Origin of the sequence: Hyalangium versicolor (genome assembly GCF_020103695.1) — a bacterium.
Classification (GTDB): Bacteria; Myxococcota; Myxococcia; order Myxococcales; family Myxococcaceae; genus Hyalangium; species Hyalangium versicolor.
Genome location: NZ_JAHXBF010000024.1, coordinates 187589 through 204616 on the forward strand (window position 1 = coordinate 187589; position 17028 = coordinate 204616).

Sequence of the window (17028 nt, forward strand, 5' to 3'; positions counted from 1 at the left end):
GCCCTGCAAGAGAGGAGGCCGGTCACACCCTGCCAGGAGGGATCTCCTCCTTATCTTGAAGGCAGAGCCCGAGAGCCACCATGCGCCGAGCCCCCCTCCTCAGCCCCTCTGATCTGGCCCCAGGGCCCGCTCTCAAGCCCTCGGAGTCGCGGATCCGCTCGCCCTGGCTGTCGCGGCGGGTCCAGTTGGTGCTCCTCCACTCGCTCTCGCTGTCGCGGTTGGTGCTGGCGGCGATCTTCCTGCTCACGCCGGATCCGATACTGCGCGCGGGTCTGATCGCCCTCTCGGGGCTGACGGACGTGCTCGATGGCTGGATCGCTCGCCACGCGCACCTCACCACGCGCTTGGGCGCGCTCATCGATCCCGTGGCGGACCGGGGCTTCGCCGTGACGGCCATCCTCGCGCTGCTGCTCGACGGGCTGCTCACGCCGGTGCAGGTCTGCCTGCTGATGCTGAGGGATGTCACCACGGCGGTGGGCTTCCTCGTCTCGCGCCTCATGCCGACGTTCCAGTTGGTCGAGTTCAAGGCGCGGATGCTTGGCAAGGCCACCACGGCGGTGCAGACGGTGACGCTGCTGGCGGCGCTGCTGGCGCCCATGTTCGTGCGGCCGCTGGTGGCCATCGCGGCGGTGCTCGGTACCGCCGCCGTGGTGGACTACTCGCGCGCCGTGCTCCGGGCCCGCCGCGTCCAGACGTGAGCCCCGTGGAACTGAACTACCGGGTGCAGTCCAGCACGAGCTTTCCCTGTACCTTGCCGGTGTCCAGCATCTCCAGGGCACGAGAGGCCTCGGTGAGCGGGAGCGTGCCAGCGACCACCGGCTCGAGCTTGCCCTGGCGGTGCAACTCCAGCAGCGCCGTGAGGTCCTCGCGGAACCAGTCTGGGTGGTCCCTCTTCCAGAACATGATCCCGTAGAAGGTCGCCTTGCGCCCGTCCGGCTTCATCATCAACCACCCGTAGCGCGCGAACGTGTCGACGCGGCCCCAGAAGGGGCTGTTCATCGCCGAGGTGAACCCGTAGGCCACGAAGTGCCCCCCGCGCTTCAGCGTCGAGTACGCGCGGTTGAAGTTGGTCCCACCAATGGCATCGAGCGCCACGTCCACACCTCCAGGGACGAGCTCTCGCATCCGGCGGGCGAAGTCCTCTCGGGTGTAGTCGATGGGCGTGGCGCCCAGGCTGCGCACCAGCTCCAGCTTCCCGGTGGACGCGGTGCCATACATCTCCAATCCCTGGAGGCGCCCCAGTTGGAGCAGCGCGGTGCCCACTCCTCCCGCGGCGCTGGTGACGAGCACCTTCTCTCCGCCCTTCACTTGCGCGACGCGGTGGAGCATCTGGTACGCCGTCAGGTAGTTGAGCAGCAGGCACACGGCCTTGCTGGGCTCCACGCCCTCGGGCACGGGCGTCACGTCCTCCGCGTCCCAGCAGAGGTACTGCGTGTACGCGCCGCGCACGACGATGGCGGCGACGCGCTGGCCCTCGCGCAGGTGCTTCACCTCCGAGCCCAGCTTGTCGATGCGGCCCACAGCGTCGTAGCCCAGCGTGAAGGGCAGCGGCGCGCTCGTGGGGTACATGCCATTGCGGATGGTGATGTCCGCCTGGCTCACTCCGGCCGCCTCCACCCGGATGCGCACCTGGCGCGGACCCGGTTCGGGCAGCGGCTCGTGCGCCACCTCGAGCGGGCCGCGAAGCTGCCGCACCACGATGCTCGTGTTGCGCGCGAGGGAGGGATCCTGCCGTGCCGCCGTGCCTTCGTGCATGCCGTGACTCCTCGTGGATTCGCGGCGTATGCTTAGCCCTCTCATCCTGGACGCTCAATGACCGATAAACCGAGAAACTTGCTCGACCGTCCACATCTCGTGGACAGCCTGACGGAGGTGCTCTCCACGGTGAGGTTGCACGGCGCCCTCTACTGCAGCTCGGAGCTGTCGGCGCCGTGGGGCATCACGTTCCTGGCGCGCGAGTGCGCCGCCTTCCATGTGGTGGACCGCGGCAGTTGCTGGCTGCGCGTGGCCGGTCAGCCCGAGCCCATCGCCCTGCGCGGCGGAGACCTGGTGCTGCTGCCCCAGGGAGATGAGCACACGGTCTCGGACACGCCTCGAGGCAAGGCGCGCGTGGTGGACTTCCAGGACCATCCCGGCGTGTGCGGCCCGATGATGCGCTGGGGTGGCGGCGGCGAGAAGACGCGGCTGGTGTGCGGGGAGATCTACCTGGAGGAGGACGGCTTCCAGACGCTGCGAGCCCACCTGCCCCGAGTGATGCACCTGCGCGGAGACGGAGACGCCCCCGCCGAGTGGCTTCAGCTCACGCTCAAGTTCCTCGCCTCCGAGACGAGCGAGGCCCGGCCGGGCTCCTACTCGGTCATCACCCGGCTGATCGACATCCTGTTCGTTCAGGCGATCCGCGTGTGGCTGTCCGGCAACGCACCGGTGACGCCGGGCTGGCTGGCGGGGCTCCGCGAGCCGGCGATTGCCTCGGCGCTGGCGCTGATGCACTCGCAGCCGGGCAAGGACTGGACGGTGGAGTCACTGGCGCGGCAGGTGGGCATGTCTCGCTCGGCCTTCTCCGAGCTCTTCGTGCAGCTCGTGGGCGAGGGGCCGCTGACGTACCTCACGCGCTGGCGCATGCACCGGGCCGCGGCCTGGCTGCGCAGCGAGCCGAGCCTGAGCGTCATCGAGGTGGCCCAGCGCGTGGGCTACGACTCCGAGGCCGCCTTCAACCGCGCCTTCAAACGGGCGCTGGGCACTCCCCCAGGAGCGTACCGGCGCGAGGGCCGCGCCCAGGCAGCGGAGCGCAGGCCGTCGCTTCCCAGCCTCGCCTGAGGAGCCAACACGGGACCGGCGCCCCCCCCAGCGCCGGTCCTTGCAAACACCGATATTGAAAATGAGAATCGTTATCAAGTATTCTTTGGAGATGGAGGCCACCATGTCGAGCACGAACCCCATCTGCCATCAGCACACCCTCTCTCGCGGAGATGTCGCCCACGTGCAGTGCTGCGCGCACTGCGCATCCATTTCGATCCACATCGGGCCCGTGAGCGTCCGCATGGACGAGCAGGCGCTGCGCTCGCTGTGGCTCACCCTGGGAGACGCCGTGGAGAAGCTCGATCGCGATCAAACCTCGGTGCCCCCCCGGCCCTTCGGGGGCCTGACTCGCGGCAACGCCTGAGTCTGGCCGCGGAGCGCTGGGCTCCAGGCTTCACTGCACCGGCAGGGTCCGGACCTCCGTGGCCTGGTTGTGCCCGGAGAGCATGTCCACCGTGGCGCGCACGCGGGTGCCCTGCTTGAGCTCCTGAGCGGAGATGCGCTGGCCGTTGCGGAGCACGCGCGTCTTGTCTCCCAGTTGCACGGTGAAATCCTTGCCGTCCTCGTCTCGAAGGATGAGGCGCCCGCTCGACACCGAGCGGACCGTGCCCGTGTAGATGGCGGTCACCACGGCCTCGCCCGAGGAGGGAGCACTGGATGCTCCTGTCTCCGCGGCGGTGCCCGCACGAAGCGGTGTGCCCGGCGGTGTCCCTCCCGCAGTGCTCTGGGTCCCCGAGCCGCCCGTGGCGGATCCCTCGGTGTCCTGGAGAGGATTCCCCTGCGGGCTGTTCGCATCGACTCCGGCCTGCCCGGAGCCTCCCACGGCCATGTTCGCGTTCAGGCGCTCCACCTCCGAGCGGAGCTGCGCCACGTCCTGGCGCACCTGGGCCACCTGCTGCTGGAGCTCCATCACGGACTGCGGCAGCCCCACCAGGTCACCGCCCGCCCCTCGGGTCGTCTGATCAGCACCGGTGGCGACCGTCCCCGTGCCGCCTGCTGTCCCGGTCGAGGTTCCAGCACCACTCGTGTTACCGGTCGGGGTGTTCTGTGCCAGCAGCTCCGCGGATCCGCACAGGAGCACCAGCCCCACGATCCCCACTACCGTCAGCATCGCATTCCGCATGAGCCGCGCCTCCCGTCCCCTCACAAGGTTGGCGGTTGAAGGCTGCCGGGCAATGGCACCCGGCAAGGGGCGCGGGTCGCGTCCACCGCTTGCCCGCCCCCCTTCCATCTGCCGGCCCTCAGCGCTTTGTCGCCGGAGCCTGCAAGGCCTGGAGGGTGATCACCTGATTCTCCATCGCGCCCGGTCGCGTCACCGTCCGCACGGGAGTGCCCTCCTGCAGAGCTTGGAGCGATACGGTCGCTCCCGTGGGGCCCAGGACTCGCGTCCGCTCACTCAGGCCGAACTCGTAGACACGCTGGTTCGGTCCCTCCATGAGCAGCCGATCCTTCGTCACGGTCCGCACCGTCCCCACGAAGACCTCCTCGTTGGGCACGTTGCTCCAAGGCGAAGCGCTCGTGTTCCTCCCACTCCCGCCCGTGCCCGCTGCTGCCTCTCGGTTGCCTTCGAGGCTCCGGACACCCTCGAGGCCCGGGAAACGCACCCCGCCCTTGGGGACCTCGACGATGATCCCCGAGGTATCGGTGTCATCCGTCGCATCCATGCCGGCCTGGCCCTGCGTCACCGTCGTTGCCGTCCCCGAGCCGCCCGTGGCGCTCCCCACTGGCCCGTAGACCGCGATGCCACCTGTCTGAGGCTCTCCGGACTGACCCCTCAGCGCGGCCACGTCCTGATGGAGCTTCTGGACGTCCTGCCGCAGTGCGGCGATCTCCCGCTGCAGGTCTGCCTGTGAGCTCCCCTGCGCCTGCGCCTGCGCCTGTGCTTGCTGCTGCGAGCCCTCCCGCGTCTGCTCGGCGGACTGCTTCTGTGCCCCCTCGGCCAGCACCCCAACGGGAGCCAACCCCATGAGGCCGAGCACCACCCAGACTCCTCTTCGCATGTGTCGCTCCTCGCTCCCCCTCCACCGGGAAGGTGGGATCGGGTCGGTGCGTCACGCCCGGGCGCGGTGCCGGCCCCTCCCCCGCTCCCTTGCCCTCCGAAGGTAGGAGCAAGTGGGTTGGCCTCTCGGCACAGTTGGGGCACGCTGGCGGAGCCGGGTGGGACGGAAGGAAAAGGAGGGAGCCGTGAAACCACCGGCCGGCTCGTGTCACAGAGGGTCCGTGGCTCCCTTGCTTGCCTTGCGAATGTTCGCCGCCCAGGACGAGGCCCCCGAGGCCCGAGAAGGGGAGCGCACCCTGCTGCGCCGCGCCCGCACCGGAGATCCGGGTGCGTTCCGCGTCCTCTTCGAGCGGCACTCTCCGGCCGTCTGGCGCTTCCTGAAGGACTCCTTCCGAGACGAGGCCTCCGCGGACGAGGCCACGCAGGAGACGTTCGTCCGCGCCCACGGGCGGCTCGCGACGCTGAGGGACGAGGATCGGCTGGCCTCGTGGCTGTTGGGCATCGCCCGGCTGGTGTTCCTGGAGTCGCGCCGCGTGCGAGGCATCCACGTGGACGTGGATGGCGACGAGAGCGAGGGCCTGGTGGAGGCGGTGCTGCCCACGCCCACGCCGGAGGACCTGCTGCTGGACCGCGAGACGGAGGCGTTGCTGGCGGCGGCGCTGGGGCACCTGCGCGAGGAGCGGCGCTCGGCGCTGCTGCTGCGCATCGATCACGGCCTGCCCTACGAGGAGATCGCCCAGGTGATGGGCTGGTCCCTGCCCAAGGTGAAGAACGAGATCCACCGCGCGCGCCTGCAACTGCGCGAGCGGCTGGCCGCCCACATCGGAGGAGGACACCCATGAGCCTGGCCTGCCGCGAGCAAGAGTTGGACATGCTGCTGGCCGAAGAGCTGTCCCCCACGGACGCCGAGCGCGTGCGCGCCCACGTCGAGAGCTGTGCCGCGTGTGCCCATGCGCTGGCGTGGCTGAAGCTGGAGCGCGGGTGGATGGCCCAGCGCGCCCGGCGCATGCCCGCGCGTCCGGCGCTGAGCTTCGAGGCGCTGGAGGCCCGGCTGGCCACGGAGGCCGAGCCCGTTCGCCCCATGGCGGCGCGCATGGCTGAGCCGCGCCGTGCCGCGCGTCCCACGCAGCACCGCGCCCAGTGGTCTCACCGGGGGATGATGGCGATGGGCGCCGTGGCGTCCGTGGCCTTCATGCTCTTCGGTGTGGTGCAGGTGCGTCCCGTGCGCTCGCTCGAGGAGCCGTGGAACCAGGAAGTGCTCGCCTCGGGGCTGCTGCTGGCGTGCGTGGATCCGAGCGGCGAGGCCGTGGCGGCGCTCGAGGATCGCTTCGGCGCGTGCCTCATCGCCTCGCCCGCGGTGGACTCGTACTGACGGAAAAAGTCGCGCTGAAACTCACGCGCGCCTTGTGACACTCCTGGGGGCGCGGCGAGAACGAAAGTTTGTCGCGCCGCCGGCTCCGTCCCTGGAGCGGCGTCTCTCATCCCACTCAAGAGGTTCACCATGAAGTCGTTCCTGTCCGCGGGCGCGGCTGCCGCCGCGTTCCTGGGTCTGTCTGCGCTCGCTGTCGCCGGTACGCCGTCCTCCTCGAAGTCTCCCGATGACTGCGATGATCGTCCTCGCGCGGAGGCCATGGAGAAGCAGGTCATCCCCGCCACGCCGCGTACGGATGCTCCTTCGCTGGGGAGCGCGGACGCGAAGGTGACGGTGGAGGTGTGGTCGGACTTCGAGTGCCCCTTCTGCGCTCGCGGGGCCGAGACGGTAAAGGCCCTGCGCGAGAAGTACGGGGATCAGGTGCGCATCGTCTTCCGGCAGAACCCGCTGCCCGCGCACAAGAACGCGAGGCTGGCGGCCATCGCGGCCATGGCCGCGCATGAGCAGGGCAAGTTCTGGGAGTTCCACGACGCGCTCTTCGCCAACCAGAACGCCTTGGATCGGGCCTCGCTGGAGGCGCTGGCCGGCAAGCTGAACCTGGACGTGGCGCGGTTCCGGCGCGCGCTGGACTCGAGCACCTGGAGCAACTACCTGGACACGGAGGTGGCGGAGGGCCAGCGGCGCCGGCTGGCCGGCACGCCGACCTTCTTCGTCAACGGCAAGGCCATCGTCGGCGCGCGGCAGATGAGCGTCTTCGAGGAGACCATCGACGCGGAGCTCAAGCGCTGAGGGCCCCCTCTGGGAACAGGATGGGGTGAGGGCGAGACAACCCCTTCACCCCACCGAGCCACGGACTCAGGGACCGGGGTAGCGCAAACGGAGCAGCGTCAGCGCGTCCTGGGCCTGCACCAGGCCGTAGCCGTAGTTGCTGTCCCGGCCTGGCGTTCCCAGATCCTTGGCGGAGTCCTCGAGCAGCATGCGCACCTGACTCGCGGTGAGCGAGGGACGCGCGCTCCACACGACCGCGGCCACGCCGCTCACGTGGGGCGTGGCCATGGAGGTACCGGACAGGCGTGCGTAGTCCACGCCAATGAGCTTCAACCGGGCCTCCTTGCCCCTGAGGCCCTTGACGGCGGCGACGTCCGAGTTGGCCACGGAGGCGGTGGGCACCCACGTGCCGGCGCTGCCCAGCGTGAAGTTGCCAATGCCATCCACTGGATCGTTGTTGCCGATGATGACGGCGCGAGCGCCCGCCCGGCGCATGAAATCCACCTTCTTGGCGAAGGTCAGTCCGTTGCCCTGGGCATCCATGCCGCCGCGGTCCACATACGCGACGAAGCCGTTGCAGGTGGCCTCCGTGCCGCACGCGCTGCGAGAGTCTCCCAGGCCGCAGGAGAGCAGCGTGCCGGAGTACTCGCCCAGCGGGGCGAACGCGAGCGAGCGGGACTCGAAGGACCTGCCGTCCACGCTCACCTGGGAGTAGGACTCGGCGCCGACGATCATCGCGGACAACACGTCCACGCCCGGGGCCACCAGGGACAGCTGCGGGCCGATCTGCGAGAAGTTGGCATGTACGCCCTCGAAGTTCACCGCGCCCACGGCGAGCACCCCGTCATAGCCCGCGGGGTACGCGATGCCGAGCGCCGCATCCGACGCCGCGTCTCCCGTGGCGCTGTTGCCGCTGGCGGCGATGGGGAGGATTCCCGCCTGGATGGCCACCTGGAAGGCGGCCTCCTCTTCCTCACTGGGTTGCTCGGCGCCCAGCGAGAGCGAGACGATCTTCGCCCTTTCCGTCTGGCACCACTTGAGCGCGGAGATGATGTCCGCGGTGTTGCCGTTGCCCTTGGTGTTGAGCACGCGGGCCACGAGCAGCTCCACGCCGGGCGCCACGCCGACCACGCCGTTGGGCTCGTCCCCCGGGTTCACGCTGCCGGCCGAGGACAGCTGCGCGACGATGGTGGCCGCCGTGTGGGTGCCGTGACCGCCGCCCCACTCGCCCGTCGCCTCATTCTTGTCCAACGGATTCTCATCGTCCTCGACGAAGTCGTAGCCGCCCGCGTAGGCCGCCTTCAGCTCCGGCTGGCGGTCATCCCAGCCGCTGTCGATGACACACACGCGGATGCCCGTACCAATGGGCGCGCCGGTGTCGAGGACTCCATCGTTGTTGGCATCCCACACCGCGGGGGCCTGCACCTGCTTGAGGCCATCGGTGTACTCACCCACGGTGCCGGCCGTGACCACTGGCTGGCGGTCGAAGGCATGCACCGGCCGATCATTCTCGATCCGGAGCACATCGGGGTCCCGAGCCAGCTCAGCCCGCTGCTCGGGCGTCACGCGCGCGGCCACGGAGCCCAGGTGAGCCCAGCGCGCCTTCACGAGGCCGCCCACCCGCGTCACGGCATCCGCGGCGGACTGGGCCGCCGAGGCGGTGGATACGGTGCGGCGGTAGCGGATGAGCACCGCCTCACGGCCGTCCGAAGCCTCGGTCGGGTCCGAAGCCTGCGACTGGATCTGCGAGTAGAGCCCCACTCCGGGCAGCGCGGAGCCGCTGCTACCCCCGGAGGTGCAGTCCTGATCCTCGACGGGAGGTTCTGGATCCTTCGAGCACGCTGCGAGAAAACCGACCAGTCCCAGGCAGACCCAACGCTTCATACTCGCTCTCTTTCGCCCCACGGAGGGGTGGTACCACCGGCTCTGTGCCAGCCGAACTGAACGGGCGGACGGGCAACCGCGTTCCCGAGAGCGATCTTAATCACGAGACCCGGACGGCCGCCCGTGCGGGAGGCAGTCACGCACAGGAGCGCACACCATTGGGCAACGAAGGCGTGCGCCGACGAACGAAGTGTGAGCGTGAGCTGTCAACCATCGGCCGGGTCGATGGTGAAGATGCGGGCGGTGTCTTGGGAGTAGGCGTCGAGCTGGCGCTGGGTCTCTGCGGCATCCCAGCCCAGGCGGGGAGCCATGACTTCGGCGGCGGCGCGAGCGGCCTCGGCGCCCTGGTCGCGAGTCTCGAAGGCGACCTTGAGGCGGCGGATGAGCAGATCAGCCAGGGTGTGGACGAACTCGTGGGTGACGCCGTGTGCGGCCTCGGCACGCAGGTAGGGGAGGCCCTCGACGAGCGGGCGGGCGAGCGAGGCATCCTCTCGAGTGAGGTCCCACACCTGGTGCCATCGGCTGCCATAGGCGCGGACCAGGTGGAGCGCCACGTCTCCGCGACCGACCACGGAGGCCACGGTCTTGAGCCCGAGGTCCACACTGCCCAGGTCTCCACCGGGCAGGGGGAGGGTGTCGGTGACGGGCTTGCGGTGGGTGGCTCCGAGCTGGCGCTCGACGGCGTTGACCACGTCGCGGGCCATGATGCGATAGGTGGTGAGCTTTCCGCCGCTGATGGCGATGACGCCGGTGGGGCTCACGTCGATGGCGTGCTCGCGGCTGGTGCTGCCGGCGTCGCCTCCACCGTACCGGGCTACGAGCGGGCGGATGCCGGCCCAGGCGCTGACGACATCGGAGCGCACGAGGTTGGCCTGGGGGAAGAAGGCATTGGCGGAGGCCAGGAGGTACGCGACGTCCTTCTCGCTGGCGCGCACTTCAGCGGGGTGGGCGCGAGTGGCGGTCTCGGTGGTGCCGATGATGGCGTGCGAGTCCGCGGGGAGGACGAACATGACGCGCCCGTCGATGGGAGACAGGAGCGTGAGGGCGTCGCGGTTGCCCAGGCGCTCGCGAGGCACGGCGATGTGGACGCCCTTGCTGCCGCGCACGGCGGGGGCTTCGCCGGTGGCATCGAGCTTGCGGATCTCATCGCTCCACGGACCGGTGGCATTGACGATCGCGCGAGCGCGGACGGTCAACTCCTGGCCGGAGAGGTGGTCCTCGACGATGGCGCCGTGAGCCTTGCCGTTCTCGACGAGGAGACTGCGCACGGAGGCGTGGTTGAGGACGATGGCGCCGGCCTCCGAGGCACCGAGGGCGTTGGCGAAGGTGAGGCGCGCATCATCGGTGGCGGCGTCGTAGTAGCAGGCGCCACCCTTGAGTCCTTCGGAGAGGAGACCGGGCTCGGCCGCGAGCACCTTGCGGACATTGAGGCCGCGGTGTGCCTTGACGTTCCGGAAGAGCGCCAGGACGTCATAGAGCATGAGACCGGCGTTGAGCTTCCAGCGGGGAATGCGGGCGCCACGGTAGACGGGCCAGGTGAAGGCGAGGGGCCGGACGAGGTGGGGGGCCAGACGCAGCAGGCGGGCGCGCTCGATGCTGGACTCGAAGACGAGGCCGAGGTGGCCGTGCTCGAGGTAGCGCACGCCGCCGTGAATGAGGCGGGACGAGCGGCTGGAGGTGCCGCTGGCGAAGTCCTCGCGCTCGACGAGGGCCACGCGCAGGCCACGGAGGGCGGCATCGCGAGCGGCACCGGCGCCGGTGACACCTCCACCGATGATGAGGAGATCAAAGGGGTCAGCGGCGAGAGCGCGAAGACGCTCGGCGCGGGCGGGGGGCGGCGGAGGCGTCTCCGGCGCGGGCGGAGTGCGGATGAGGGCAGCGGATTCTTGACGCACGGACCGAGTGTAACGGCGGGAACCGCGTGAGGGCAGGGAATGTGCACCGCACTGCGTCAGACAGGGGACGCGCCGAGGCGTGGGGCGAATAAATCCGTCCAGCAGTCGGCACCCGTAGGGGGAGCGAGGGAAGAGGACCTGGCCGGACGAACGCCTTGCACGGCTGGCGAAAGGTGGCTAGGCAGGCGGGCCGCTCTCTCCCCGACTCTGCGGAGCTGCACCGTTGAAGGACTTCCAAGATCGCCGCGATCTGGCATGCCTGGGCCTGACGGTCCTGGTGTACGGGCTCGTGGTGGCACCGGTGCTCCACGCGGTGGAGGGGCACGAGGGACGCTGGGAGGCTCCGGCGGCGGCGCGGGGGTGGTTGGACCACCAAAGGCACGCGGAGCCTGCGCACGAGTACTCGCACGAGCACTCGCACGAAGCCGGTCGCGGCCATGAGCACGGGCACAAGCACGGACCGGGCAAGGGGCGTCCGCACCAGCACCTGTGGGGATCAGTCGAGCACCTCCAGGCGGTGGCGGTGGCGCGGGCGGCGGTGTTGGCGCCGGTGGTGTGGTGGGTACCGCTGCGAGTGGAGGTGCCTCGGAGCCCGGAGTGGGTGTCCGTAGCGCCGCAGCGGCGAACGGCGATGCCTCAAGGCCCATAGGGGACGACCGCGTCACGCAGCGGTCTGTCTCGTTCTGTTCCCTTTCCTTGAGGTTTCTCATGTCGCGCCTTCGTGCGGCCCGTAGGGCCGTGCTCGCTGCACTCGTATGTGCGGCCTCACCTGCCTTTGCCCAGTCACAGCCGGAAGAAGTTCCAAGAACATCCGAAGAAACACCGGGAGATGCGTCGCCGGTGGAGCCACCTGAAGCGGTCTCTGCGCCAGCGCCGCAGCCGGCAGCAGCGCCCGAGGTTGCGCCTCCCACCGAGCTGAAACCGAATGCGCTGGAGACGACCGTAACGGCTCGGCGCTCCTTCACGGCGGCGTCCTCGTCCACGGTACGGGACCGGGACTTCCTGCTGCGTCCCCACCCGCGTCCGGTGGACATCCTTCAGGTGGTGCCGGGGCTGTACACGAACCAGCACGCGGGAGGAGGCAAGGCGAACCAGTACTTCCTGCGAGGCTTCGACGCGGATCACGGCACGGACGTAGCGCTGTTCGTGGACGGGGTGCCGGTGAACATGGTGAGCCACGCGCACGGGCAGGGCTACGCGGATCTGAACTGGATCATCCCGGAGCTCATCGAGAAGGTGGAGGTGGCGAAGGGGCCCTACTTCGCGCAGTTCGGAGACTTCGCCACGGCGGGAGCCATCAACCTGGTGACGCGGCGGAACTTCGAGAAGAGCCAGGTGACGTTTGGAGGCGGTTCGTTCGACACGTGGCGAGGGCTGTTCATCGCGGCACCGGAGGTAGAGGGCTGGTCGCCGATCATCGCGGGGCAGGTGTATGGCACGAACGGACCGTTCGAGAACCCGGAGCGGCTCGAGCGTTTCAGCCTCTTCAGCCAGGTGACTCGAGCCGTGTCCGACCGGGCGACGGTCTCGGTGACGCTGACGTCATACGGGAGCGGGTGGAACGCGAGCGGACAGATTCCGCTGCGAGAGGTGGAAGCGGGGCGCCTGGACCGCTTCGGAACGATTGATCCGACGGAGGGAGGCAACTCGCAGCGGCACAGCCTCTACGGAACGTTCCGGGTGCGGACCGACGGCGATGGGGAGGTGAGCGTGCTGGCGTACGCGGTGCAGTACCGGCTCAACCTGTTCTCGAACTTCACGTTCTTCAGTCGGGATCCGGAGAACGGGGACATGATCGAGCAGCACGATGCGAGGACGCTGGGGGGGCTGCAGGCCAGCTACCGGTTCCGAAGACAGTGGCGAGGGATGGGCTTCGAGACGACGCTGGGCACGCAACTGCGGACGGACAGCATCGACAACAGCCTCTTCTACGATCGGGAGCGGGAGCGGCTGTCGACGGTGGTGGACGCGAGCGTGCGCGAGGGGAGCCTGGGGCTCTACGCGCAGGAGGACATCACCTTCACGCCGTGGCTGCGGGCGGTGCTGGGGGTGCGAGGAGACCTTTTCGGGTTCGACGTGGACGACCACTTGGAGGACCTGAGCACGCAGGAGACGAAGACCTCGGGAGTCCGCCAGGCCTCGCGAGTGTCGCCCAAGGCGAGCCTGGTCTTCAGCGCCATCCCGTCAACAGAGCTGTACTTGAACGCGGGAGGGGGCTTCCACTCGAACGACGCGAGAGGCGTGGTGCGCGAGCCGGACGGAGTCACGCCGCTGACGCGGGCACGGGGCTACGAGCTGGGAGCGAGGACGCGACTGTTCGACGCATTGGACCTGGCGGGCTCGGTGTTCCTGTTGGACCTGGACAGCGAGCTGGTCTGGGTGGGCGACGAGGGGACGACGGAGGCGAGAGGACCGACGCGCCGGCGGGGGCTCGAGGCGGAGGCGCGGTGGCGCATCCTGCCGTGGCTGTTCGCGGACGCGGACCTCACGGTATCGCGAGCCACGTACGTGGAGAACGCGGGGAACGCGAACGCGGTGGCACTGGCGCCAACGTTGATCATCGGAGGAGGAGTCTCCGCCCGCCATCCGAGCGGCATCTACGGACGAGTGGGAGTCATCCACCTGGGAGACCGCCCGGCGACGGAGGATCGCTTCCTGACGGCGGAGGGCTTCACGCGCGTGGATGCGACAGTGGGCTACCGGGCCACCTGGTTCGAGGCGACGCTGGGGCTGCAGAACGTGCTGAACACGGAGTGGCGCGAGGCGCAGTTCGCGAATGTTTCGAGATTGCCATCCGAGACGGGTCCGGAGAGCTGTCCGGCGGGGACACGGTCGGCGGGAGACGACAGCTTCGAGGGGTGTGAGGATCTGCACTTCACGCCGGGGGCGCCGCTGAACGCTCAGGCGAGCCTCAGTTTCTTCTTCTAGGCTCGCGCGCGGGTCCAACTGTTCTTGCCTGACTGCTGGGAGGGGTGCTGGGGCTCCTCCCGGTGCCAACCTGCTCGCGAATGCATAGCTGAGAGGGAGGGAGGTAGAGCGGGTGCGAACGGTGACCTACGAGCGCAGCGGACGGACGAACACGGGTGCGCAGGCGTTACGAGTCGAAGGGCTGCGCCATCTCCGGGTGTTGGAGCAGGGCGAGGAGGTGAGCGAGCGAGAGCTGACTCGCGAGGAGATCGACCTGCTGACCCCCTTGATGGAAGCGGCGGCCCGGCAGCCGGCACCGATCATCGTGCCGCCAGCGGCGGGGGGACCGAACGGGCTGGCGGTGAGCCTGGCTTTCGAGGACGAGGAAGCGCCTCGGGTGCGGCTGAAGGCTCGGAGACTCCCAGCCAAGGGAGCCGGCTCACCCTACGACGAACTGCTGGAGGAGCTGGACGCGCTGCTGACCATGGAGCTTCACGCCCGGGCGCCAAGGCACGCACACGCGGTGTTGCCGCACATGTTACGAGCGGACGAATAGGCCGGGCGGAATCCTCGATGCCAGAGGAGGGCAGGAGGTGGCCAACGCCTGTTGCTGGCCGAGCCGGGGCGTGACAGAGAGGAGAGATGACGCGGGTTCGGTTCGCGGTCTATCGAACGGTTGGTGAGGCACGTCTGCTGGCGGGAGTGCTGGAAGGAGCGGGGCTCTCGGTGGAGGTGCGCGGAGAGTCGCTGGCGCCTCTGAGCGGGGAGATTCCGAGCACGGAGACATGGATCGAGCTGTGGTTGTGGCCGGGTGACGCGGAGGCGGCGCGCGAGCTGGTCTCGGAGCTGGAGGAGAACCGAGAGGCTGCGGGGCAGGAGGTCAGCTGTCCGCGTTGCCACGAGGGGAACCCGGGCAACTTCGAGCTGTGCTGGAGCTGCGGCCTGGACTTGCCATCGACGTTGAGGCCTCGACTGAGAGCCGTATCCTGAGCAGCCCAGAGGCTGCGAGCCGAACAGCCCAGAGGTAGGCGGTGTCGGCGGAGCGCCAGACCGTGACAGGAGAGCTGGCGAGCGAGCTAGGAGACGGATAGGGATCAGGGGCGCGCGAGACGCGAGCACGGCACGCGAACGAGGCGACATCGAGGCTGCGGAGTGGAGGATCGCTTGGAGGAGACGGCAAGGACGGAAGCCGAGCCAACGCCTGGAGGGCGGAGGCTGAGCCGAGCGATGCGGAGCGTGCTGGCGCTGTGTGGGTTGGCGTTCCTGGTGCATCTGGTGCCGCTCTTCCTGCCGAGAAACATGCCGGAGCAGGAGTTGGCGATTGCGCGAGCGACTCCGGAGGCGCGATTCCGGGTGCCGGTGCTGAAACCGCTGAAGAACAACCCGAAAGCCACGGCGGCGGATTTGAGGGAGGCAGCGGAGCTCCTGGTAGAAGGGGCGCCGGGGGACGCGCAAGAGCTGGTCGACGAAGCGGATCGGCGGGAGCCGGGCTCGGTGGAGACGCAGCTTTTGAGGGCGCGGATCTGCCGGGCGGAACGGATGGAACGTTGCGTGCGGGAATCCTTCGAGCAGGCCACGAAGCTTGCGCCTGGAGACACCCGGCCGGACCTGCTCTGGGCGGACATGCGAGAGCAGGACGGAGAGCTGGCGGACGCGGCGGAGGCGGTGGGCCGAGCGACAAAGAAGGCGCCGGAGGACCTGGCGTTGCGGCTGCGGTACTCGAGGCTGTTGAGCGCTTCGGGGAAGGCGGCCGAGGCGGAGCAAGCGCTTTGGGCGCTGGAGGCGAAGCTCCCGAGGGAGAAGCTGTTCCTGGAGCTGGGGATGCTGCGCAAGCGGGAAGGCAGGAACGAGGAGGCGCGAGGTTTCTTCTCGAGGGCGGTAGCAGAGGGCCCGCGGTCAGCGGTGGCGCACTACCACCTGGGGATGGCGCAGTTCCAACTGGGAGACCTGGATTCCGCCGAGGAAGAGCTGCGCGAGGCGGATCGGCTGAACGTGTCGGATCCGCAGCCATTGGCCTCTCTGTGCGCGATGCAGATGAAGGCGGGCCGGCTCGAGGATGCGCGCATCACGCGGATGGACCTGGAGCGCCGCTTCCAGAACGAGGCGGAACTCATCCAGGAGGCGTGCCGTCGGAGTCGCTGAGCGGGCTCAAGGCTCGATGCCGCGAATGCGGCGAAGCAGATGCGCGGAGCGTTTGACCTCGGAATCGACGGAACCGTCAGCAATCTCGGTGCGGACGACCGCCTGGAGGAAGGGAACGGCCTCCTCATGGCGTCCCTGCTCGAACATCATCTCCCCGAGTGCCATCCGAGCCCGAGTCAGCAGCACGAGATCCTCGGCAGCGACGGCGGCGTCGATGGCATCGCTGAGAGCGGCCTCGGCGAGCTCTTCTTGCCCACGGGCGAGCAACTCCTGGGCGCGCTGGATGTGTTCGAGGGTCTTCATGAGCATTCAGGCGCGGGACGAGCCCAGGTGGGATGAGATATCCCTGGAGGCATGGACGAGTCGCGCCTCATCGAGCTGGAACTGCGGTACATGCAGCAGTCGGAGCTCCTGCAGCAGCTCAGCGACGTGTTGTATGCGCAGCAACAAACTCTGGATGCCCTGAGAGCGGAGGTAGAGCTCCTCAAGCGCAAGCTCGAGGGAGACCCGGGGCTGGTGGACGCGAAGCAGCAAGAGCGCCCACCGCACTACTAGGGCGAGGGGCTTGAGCCCCCCACCCTGTACGGCCGAACTGTCAGAACTTGTATCCGAGCCGCAGGCCGATGCTGGGTTCCGGTGAGATGTATCCCACCTCAACACCAAAGCTCAGCTTGCCGCTCTGGATGCCGAAACCGAAGGCACCATGGGCTCGGAAGGTATCCCCTTCGAAGAGGATCCACGGCCCAGCCAGGCCTTCAATGTAGAACTGGCGGGTGAGGTTCAAGTGCAACACCAGGTCGATGGGAATACCGAGCGTATCGGGTGAGCTGACAAGCATTGCCCCGAACCGCCCACCGAGCCAGAGCGGGCCGGCCAGGTGAGTCTCCACGCCGAGAGTGAACTGGAAGGTAGCGCTCTCGACGAACCAATAATCCGCCCCGAGACCGAGACGAATGTTGGCGGCTTGCGAGGGAGCTGGGGCCAGAAACAGCCCAACCGCGAGGAGACCGCCGAGGCAGTAGAGACGCAGGAGTTTCATGCGAGGCTCCTTGGGATACGAGGGAGCCGCCACTCAAGCAGGCCCGGGAGCCACTCGCCAGACAGAGATTCGCGCCTGATGCGGCGCAAACACTCTGACGGCAAAAAAGAAACGCCCCTGGAGCCCAGTGAAGGGCGCCAGGGGCGCAAGAGAAAAAAATCCGGCAGCGACCTACTCTCCCACGCGGTTTCCCGCGGAGTACCATCGGCTCTGGAGGGCTTAA

General features: G+C 68.7%; 19 protein-coding genes and 1 rRNA gene. 12 read left to right on the plus strand and 8 right to left on the minus strand.

Going from position 1 to position 17028, the window contains the following annotated elements; genetic code table 11:
* The first annotated feature begins 80 nt into the window (after positions 1 to 80).
* A complete protein-coding gene (locus KY501_RS40050) occupies positions 81 to 698 on the plus strand; it encodes a CDP-alcohol phosphatidyltransferase family protein (RefSeq protein ID WP_224369176.1) in 618 nt (205 codons plus the stop codon).
* Positions 699 to 714: 16 nt separating this feature from the next.
* Here the strand turns inward: KY501_RS40050 and KY501_RS40055 are convergent, their stop codons facing one another.
* Complete coding sequence (locus KY501_RS40055) at positions 715 to 1755, minus strand: medium chain dehydrogenase/reductase family protein (RefSeq protein ID WP_224369177.1); 1041 nt, start codon at positions 1753 to 1755, stop codon at positions 715 to 717.
* 78 nt (positions 1756 to 1833) lie between these two features.
* Here KY501_RS40055 and KY501_RS40060 point away from each other — a divergent pair, with 78 nt between their 5' ends.
* Complete coding sequence (locus KY501_RS40060) at positions 1834 to 2817, plus strand: AraC family transcriptional regulator (RefSeq protein WP_224369178.1); 984 nt, start codon at positions 1834 to 1836, stop codon at positions 2815 to 2817.
* Positions 2818 to 2920: 103 nt separating this feature from the next.
* Positions 2921 to 3163, plus strand: coding sequence for a hypothetical protein (locus KY501_RS40065; protein ID WP_224369179.1), 243 nt, complete (start codon positions 2921 to 2923; stop codon positions 3161 to 3163).
* Between the two features lie 30 nt (positions 3164 to 3193).
* On the opposite strand, the gene KY501_RS40070 is transcribed toward KY501_RS40065, so the two are convergent.
* Together KY501_RS40070 and KY501_RS40075 are read right to left on the minus strand one after the other, a co-directional pair.
* Complete coding sequence (locus tag KY501_RS40070; protein WP_224369180.1) at positions 3194 to 3922, minus strand: hypothetical protein; 729 nt, start codon at positions 3920 to 3922, stop codon at positions 3194 to 3196.
* Between the two features lie 118 nt (positions 3923 to 4040).
* Positions 4041 to 4799, minus strand: coding sequence for a hypothetical protein (locus tag KY501_RS40075; RefSeq protein ID WP_224369181.1), 759 nt, complete (start codon positions 4797 to 4799; stop codon positions 4041 to 4043).
* Positions 4800 to 5019: 220 nt separating this feature from the next.
* Here KY501_RS40075 and KY501_RS40080 point away from each other — a divergent pair, with 220 nt between their 5' ends.
* The 3 genes from KY501_RS40080 to KY501_RS40090 all read left to right on the plus strand — a co-directional run bounded on the left by KY501_RS40080 (position 5020) and on the right by KY501_RS40090 (position 6959).
* The gene (locus KY501_RS40080) at positions 5020 to 5640 is read left to right on the plus strand and encodes an RNA polymerase sigma factor (RefSeq protein WP_224369182.1); all 621 of its coding nucleotides are present in this window, start codon (positions 5020 to 5022) and stop codon (positions 5638 to 5640) included.
* On the plus strand, positions 5637 to 6170 hold the full coding sequence (locus tag KY501_RS40085; RefSeq protein ID WP_224369183.1) for an anti-sigma factor family protein: 534 nt from the start codon (positions 5637 to 5639) through the stop codon (positions 6168 to 6170). The genes KY501_RS40080 and KY501_RS40085 overlap by 4 nt, the downstream gene beginning before the upstream one ends.
* 129 nt (positions 6171 to 6299) lie before the next feature.
* Positions 6300 to 6959, plus strand: coding sequence for a DsbA family protein (locus tag KY501_RS40090; RefSeq protein WP_224369184.1), 660 nt, complete (start codon positions 6300 to 6302; stop codon positions 6957 to 6959).
* Between the two features lie 66 nt (positions 6960 to 7025).
* Here the strand turns inward: KY501_RS40090 and KY501_RS40095 are convergent, their stop codons facing one another.
* Positions 7026 to 8822: a S8 family serine peptidase gene (locus KY501_RS40095; protein WP_224369185.1), complete on the minus strand. Its 1797-nt coding sequence runs from the start codon at positions 8820 to 8822 to the stop codon at positions 7026 to 7028.
* Between the two features lie 206 nt (positions 8823 to 9028).
* Positions 9029 to 10717, minus strand: coding sequence for a glycerol-3-phosphate dehydrogenase (gene glpD / locus KY501_RS40100; RefSeq protein WP_224369186.1), 1689 nt, complete (start codon positions 10715 to 10717; stop codon positions 9029 to 9031).
* Positions 10718 to 10940: 223 nt separating this feature from the next.
* On the opposite strand from glpD, the gene KY501_RS40105 reads away from it, so the two are divergent.
* From KY501_RS40105 to KY501_RS40125, 5 genes are all read left to right on the plus strand, one after another.
* On the plus strand, positions 10941 to 11366 hold the full coding sequence (locus KY501_RS40105) for a hypothetical protein (protein WP_224369187.1): 426 nt from the start codon (positions 10941 to 10943) through the stop codon (positions 11364 to 11366).
* Between the two features lie 191 nt (positions 11367 to 11557).
* Positions 11558 to 13645 carry a TonB-dependent receptor gene (locus KY501_RS40110; RefSeq protein WP_224369188.1) on the plus strand — a complete coding sequence of 696 codons (2088 nt, stop codon included), beginning with the start codon at positions 11558 to 11560 and terminating at the stop codon, positions 13643 to 13645.
* 112 nt (positions 13646 to 13757) lie between these two features.
* Entirely contained in the window at positions 13758 to 14180 is a 423-nt protein-coding gene (locus tag KY501_RS40115) for a hypothetical protein (protein WP_224369189.1), read from the plus strand.
* 86 nt (positions 14181 to 14266) lie between these two features.
* Entirely contained in the window at positions 14267 to 14614 is a 348-nt protein-coding gene (locus tag KY501_RS40120) for a putative signal transducing protein (RefSeq protein WP_224369190.1), read from the plus strand.
* A 237-nt stretch (positions 14615 to 14851) separates the two neighbouring features.
* A complete protein-coding gene (locus tag KY501_RS40125) occupies positions 14852 to 15766 on the plus strand; it encodes a tetratricopeptide repeat protein (protein ID WP_224369191.1) in 915 nt (304 codons plus the stop codon).
* Positions 15767 to 15772: 6 nt separating this feature from the next.
* Here the strand turns inward: KY501_RS40125 and KY501_RS40130 are convergent, their stop codons facing one another.
* Positions 15773 to 16069: a hypothetical protein gene (locus tag KY501_RS40130; protein WP_224369192.1), complete on the minus strand. Its 297-nt coding sequence runs from the start codon at positions 16067 to 16069 to the stop codon at positions 15773 to 15775.
* Positions 16070 to 16120: 51 nt separating this feature from the next.
* Here KY501_RS40130 and KY501_RS40135 point away from each other — a divergent pair, with 51 nt between their 5' ends.
* Positions 16121 to 16321 (plus strand): SlyX family protein, encoded by a 201-nt coding sequence (locus tag KY501_RS40135; RefSeq protein ID WP_224369193.1) that lies wholly within the window; start codon positions 16121 to 16123, stop codon positions 16319 to 16321.
* A gap of 40 nt (positions 16322 to 16361) precedes the next feature.
* On the opposite strand, the gene KY501_RS40140 is transcribed toward KY501_RS40135, so the two are convergent.
* Positions 16362 to 16805, minus strand: coding sequence for a hypothetical protein (locus tag KY501_RS40140; RefSeq protein WP_224369194.1), 444 nt, complete (start codon positions 16803 to 16805; stop codon positions 16362 to 16364).
* Positions 16806 to 16963: 158 nt separating this feature from the next.
* A 5S ribosomal RNA gene (gene rrf, locus KY501_RS54580) occupies positions 16964 to 17028 on the minus strand; the annotation flags it as partial.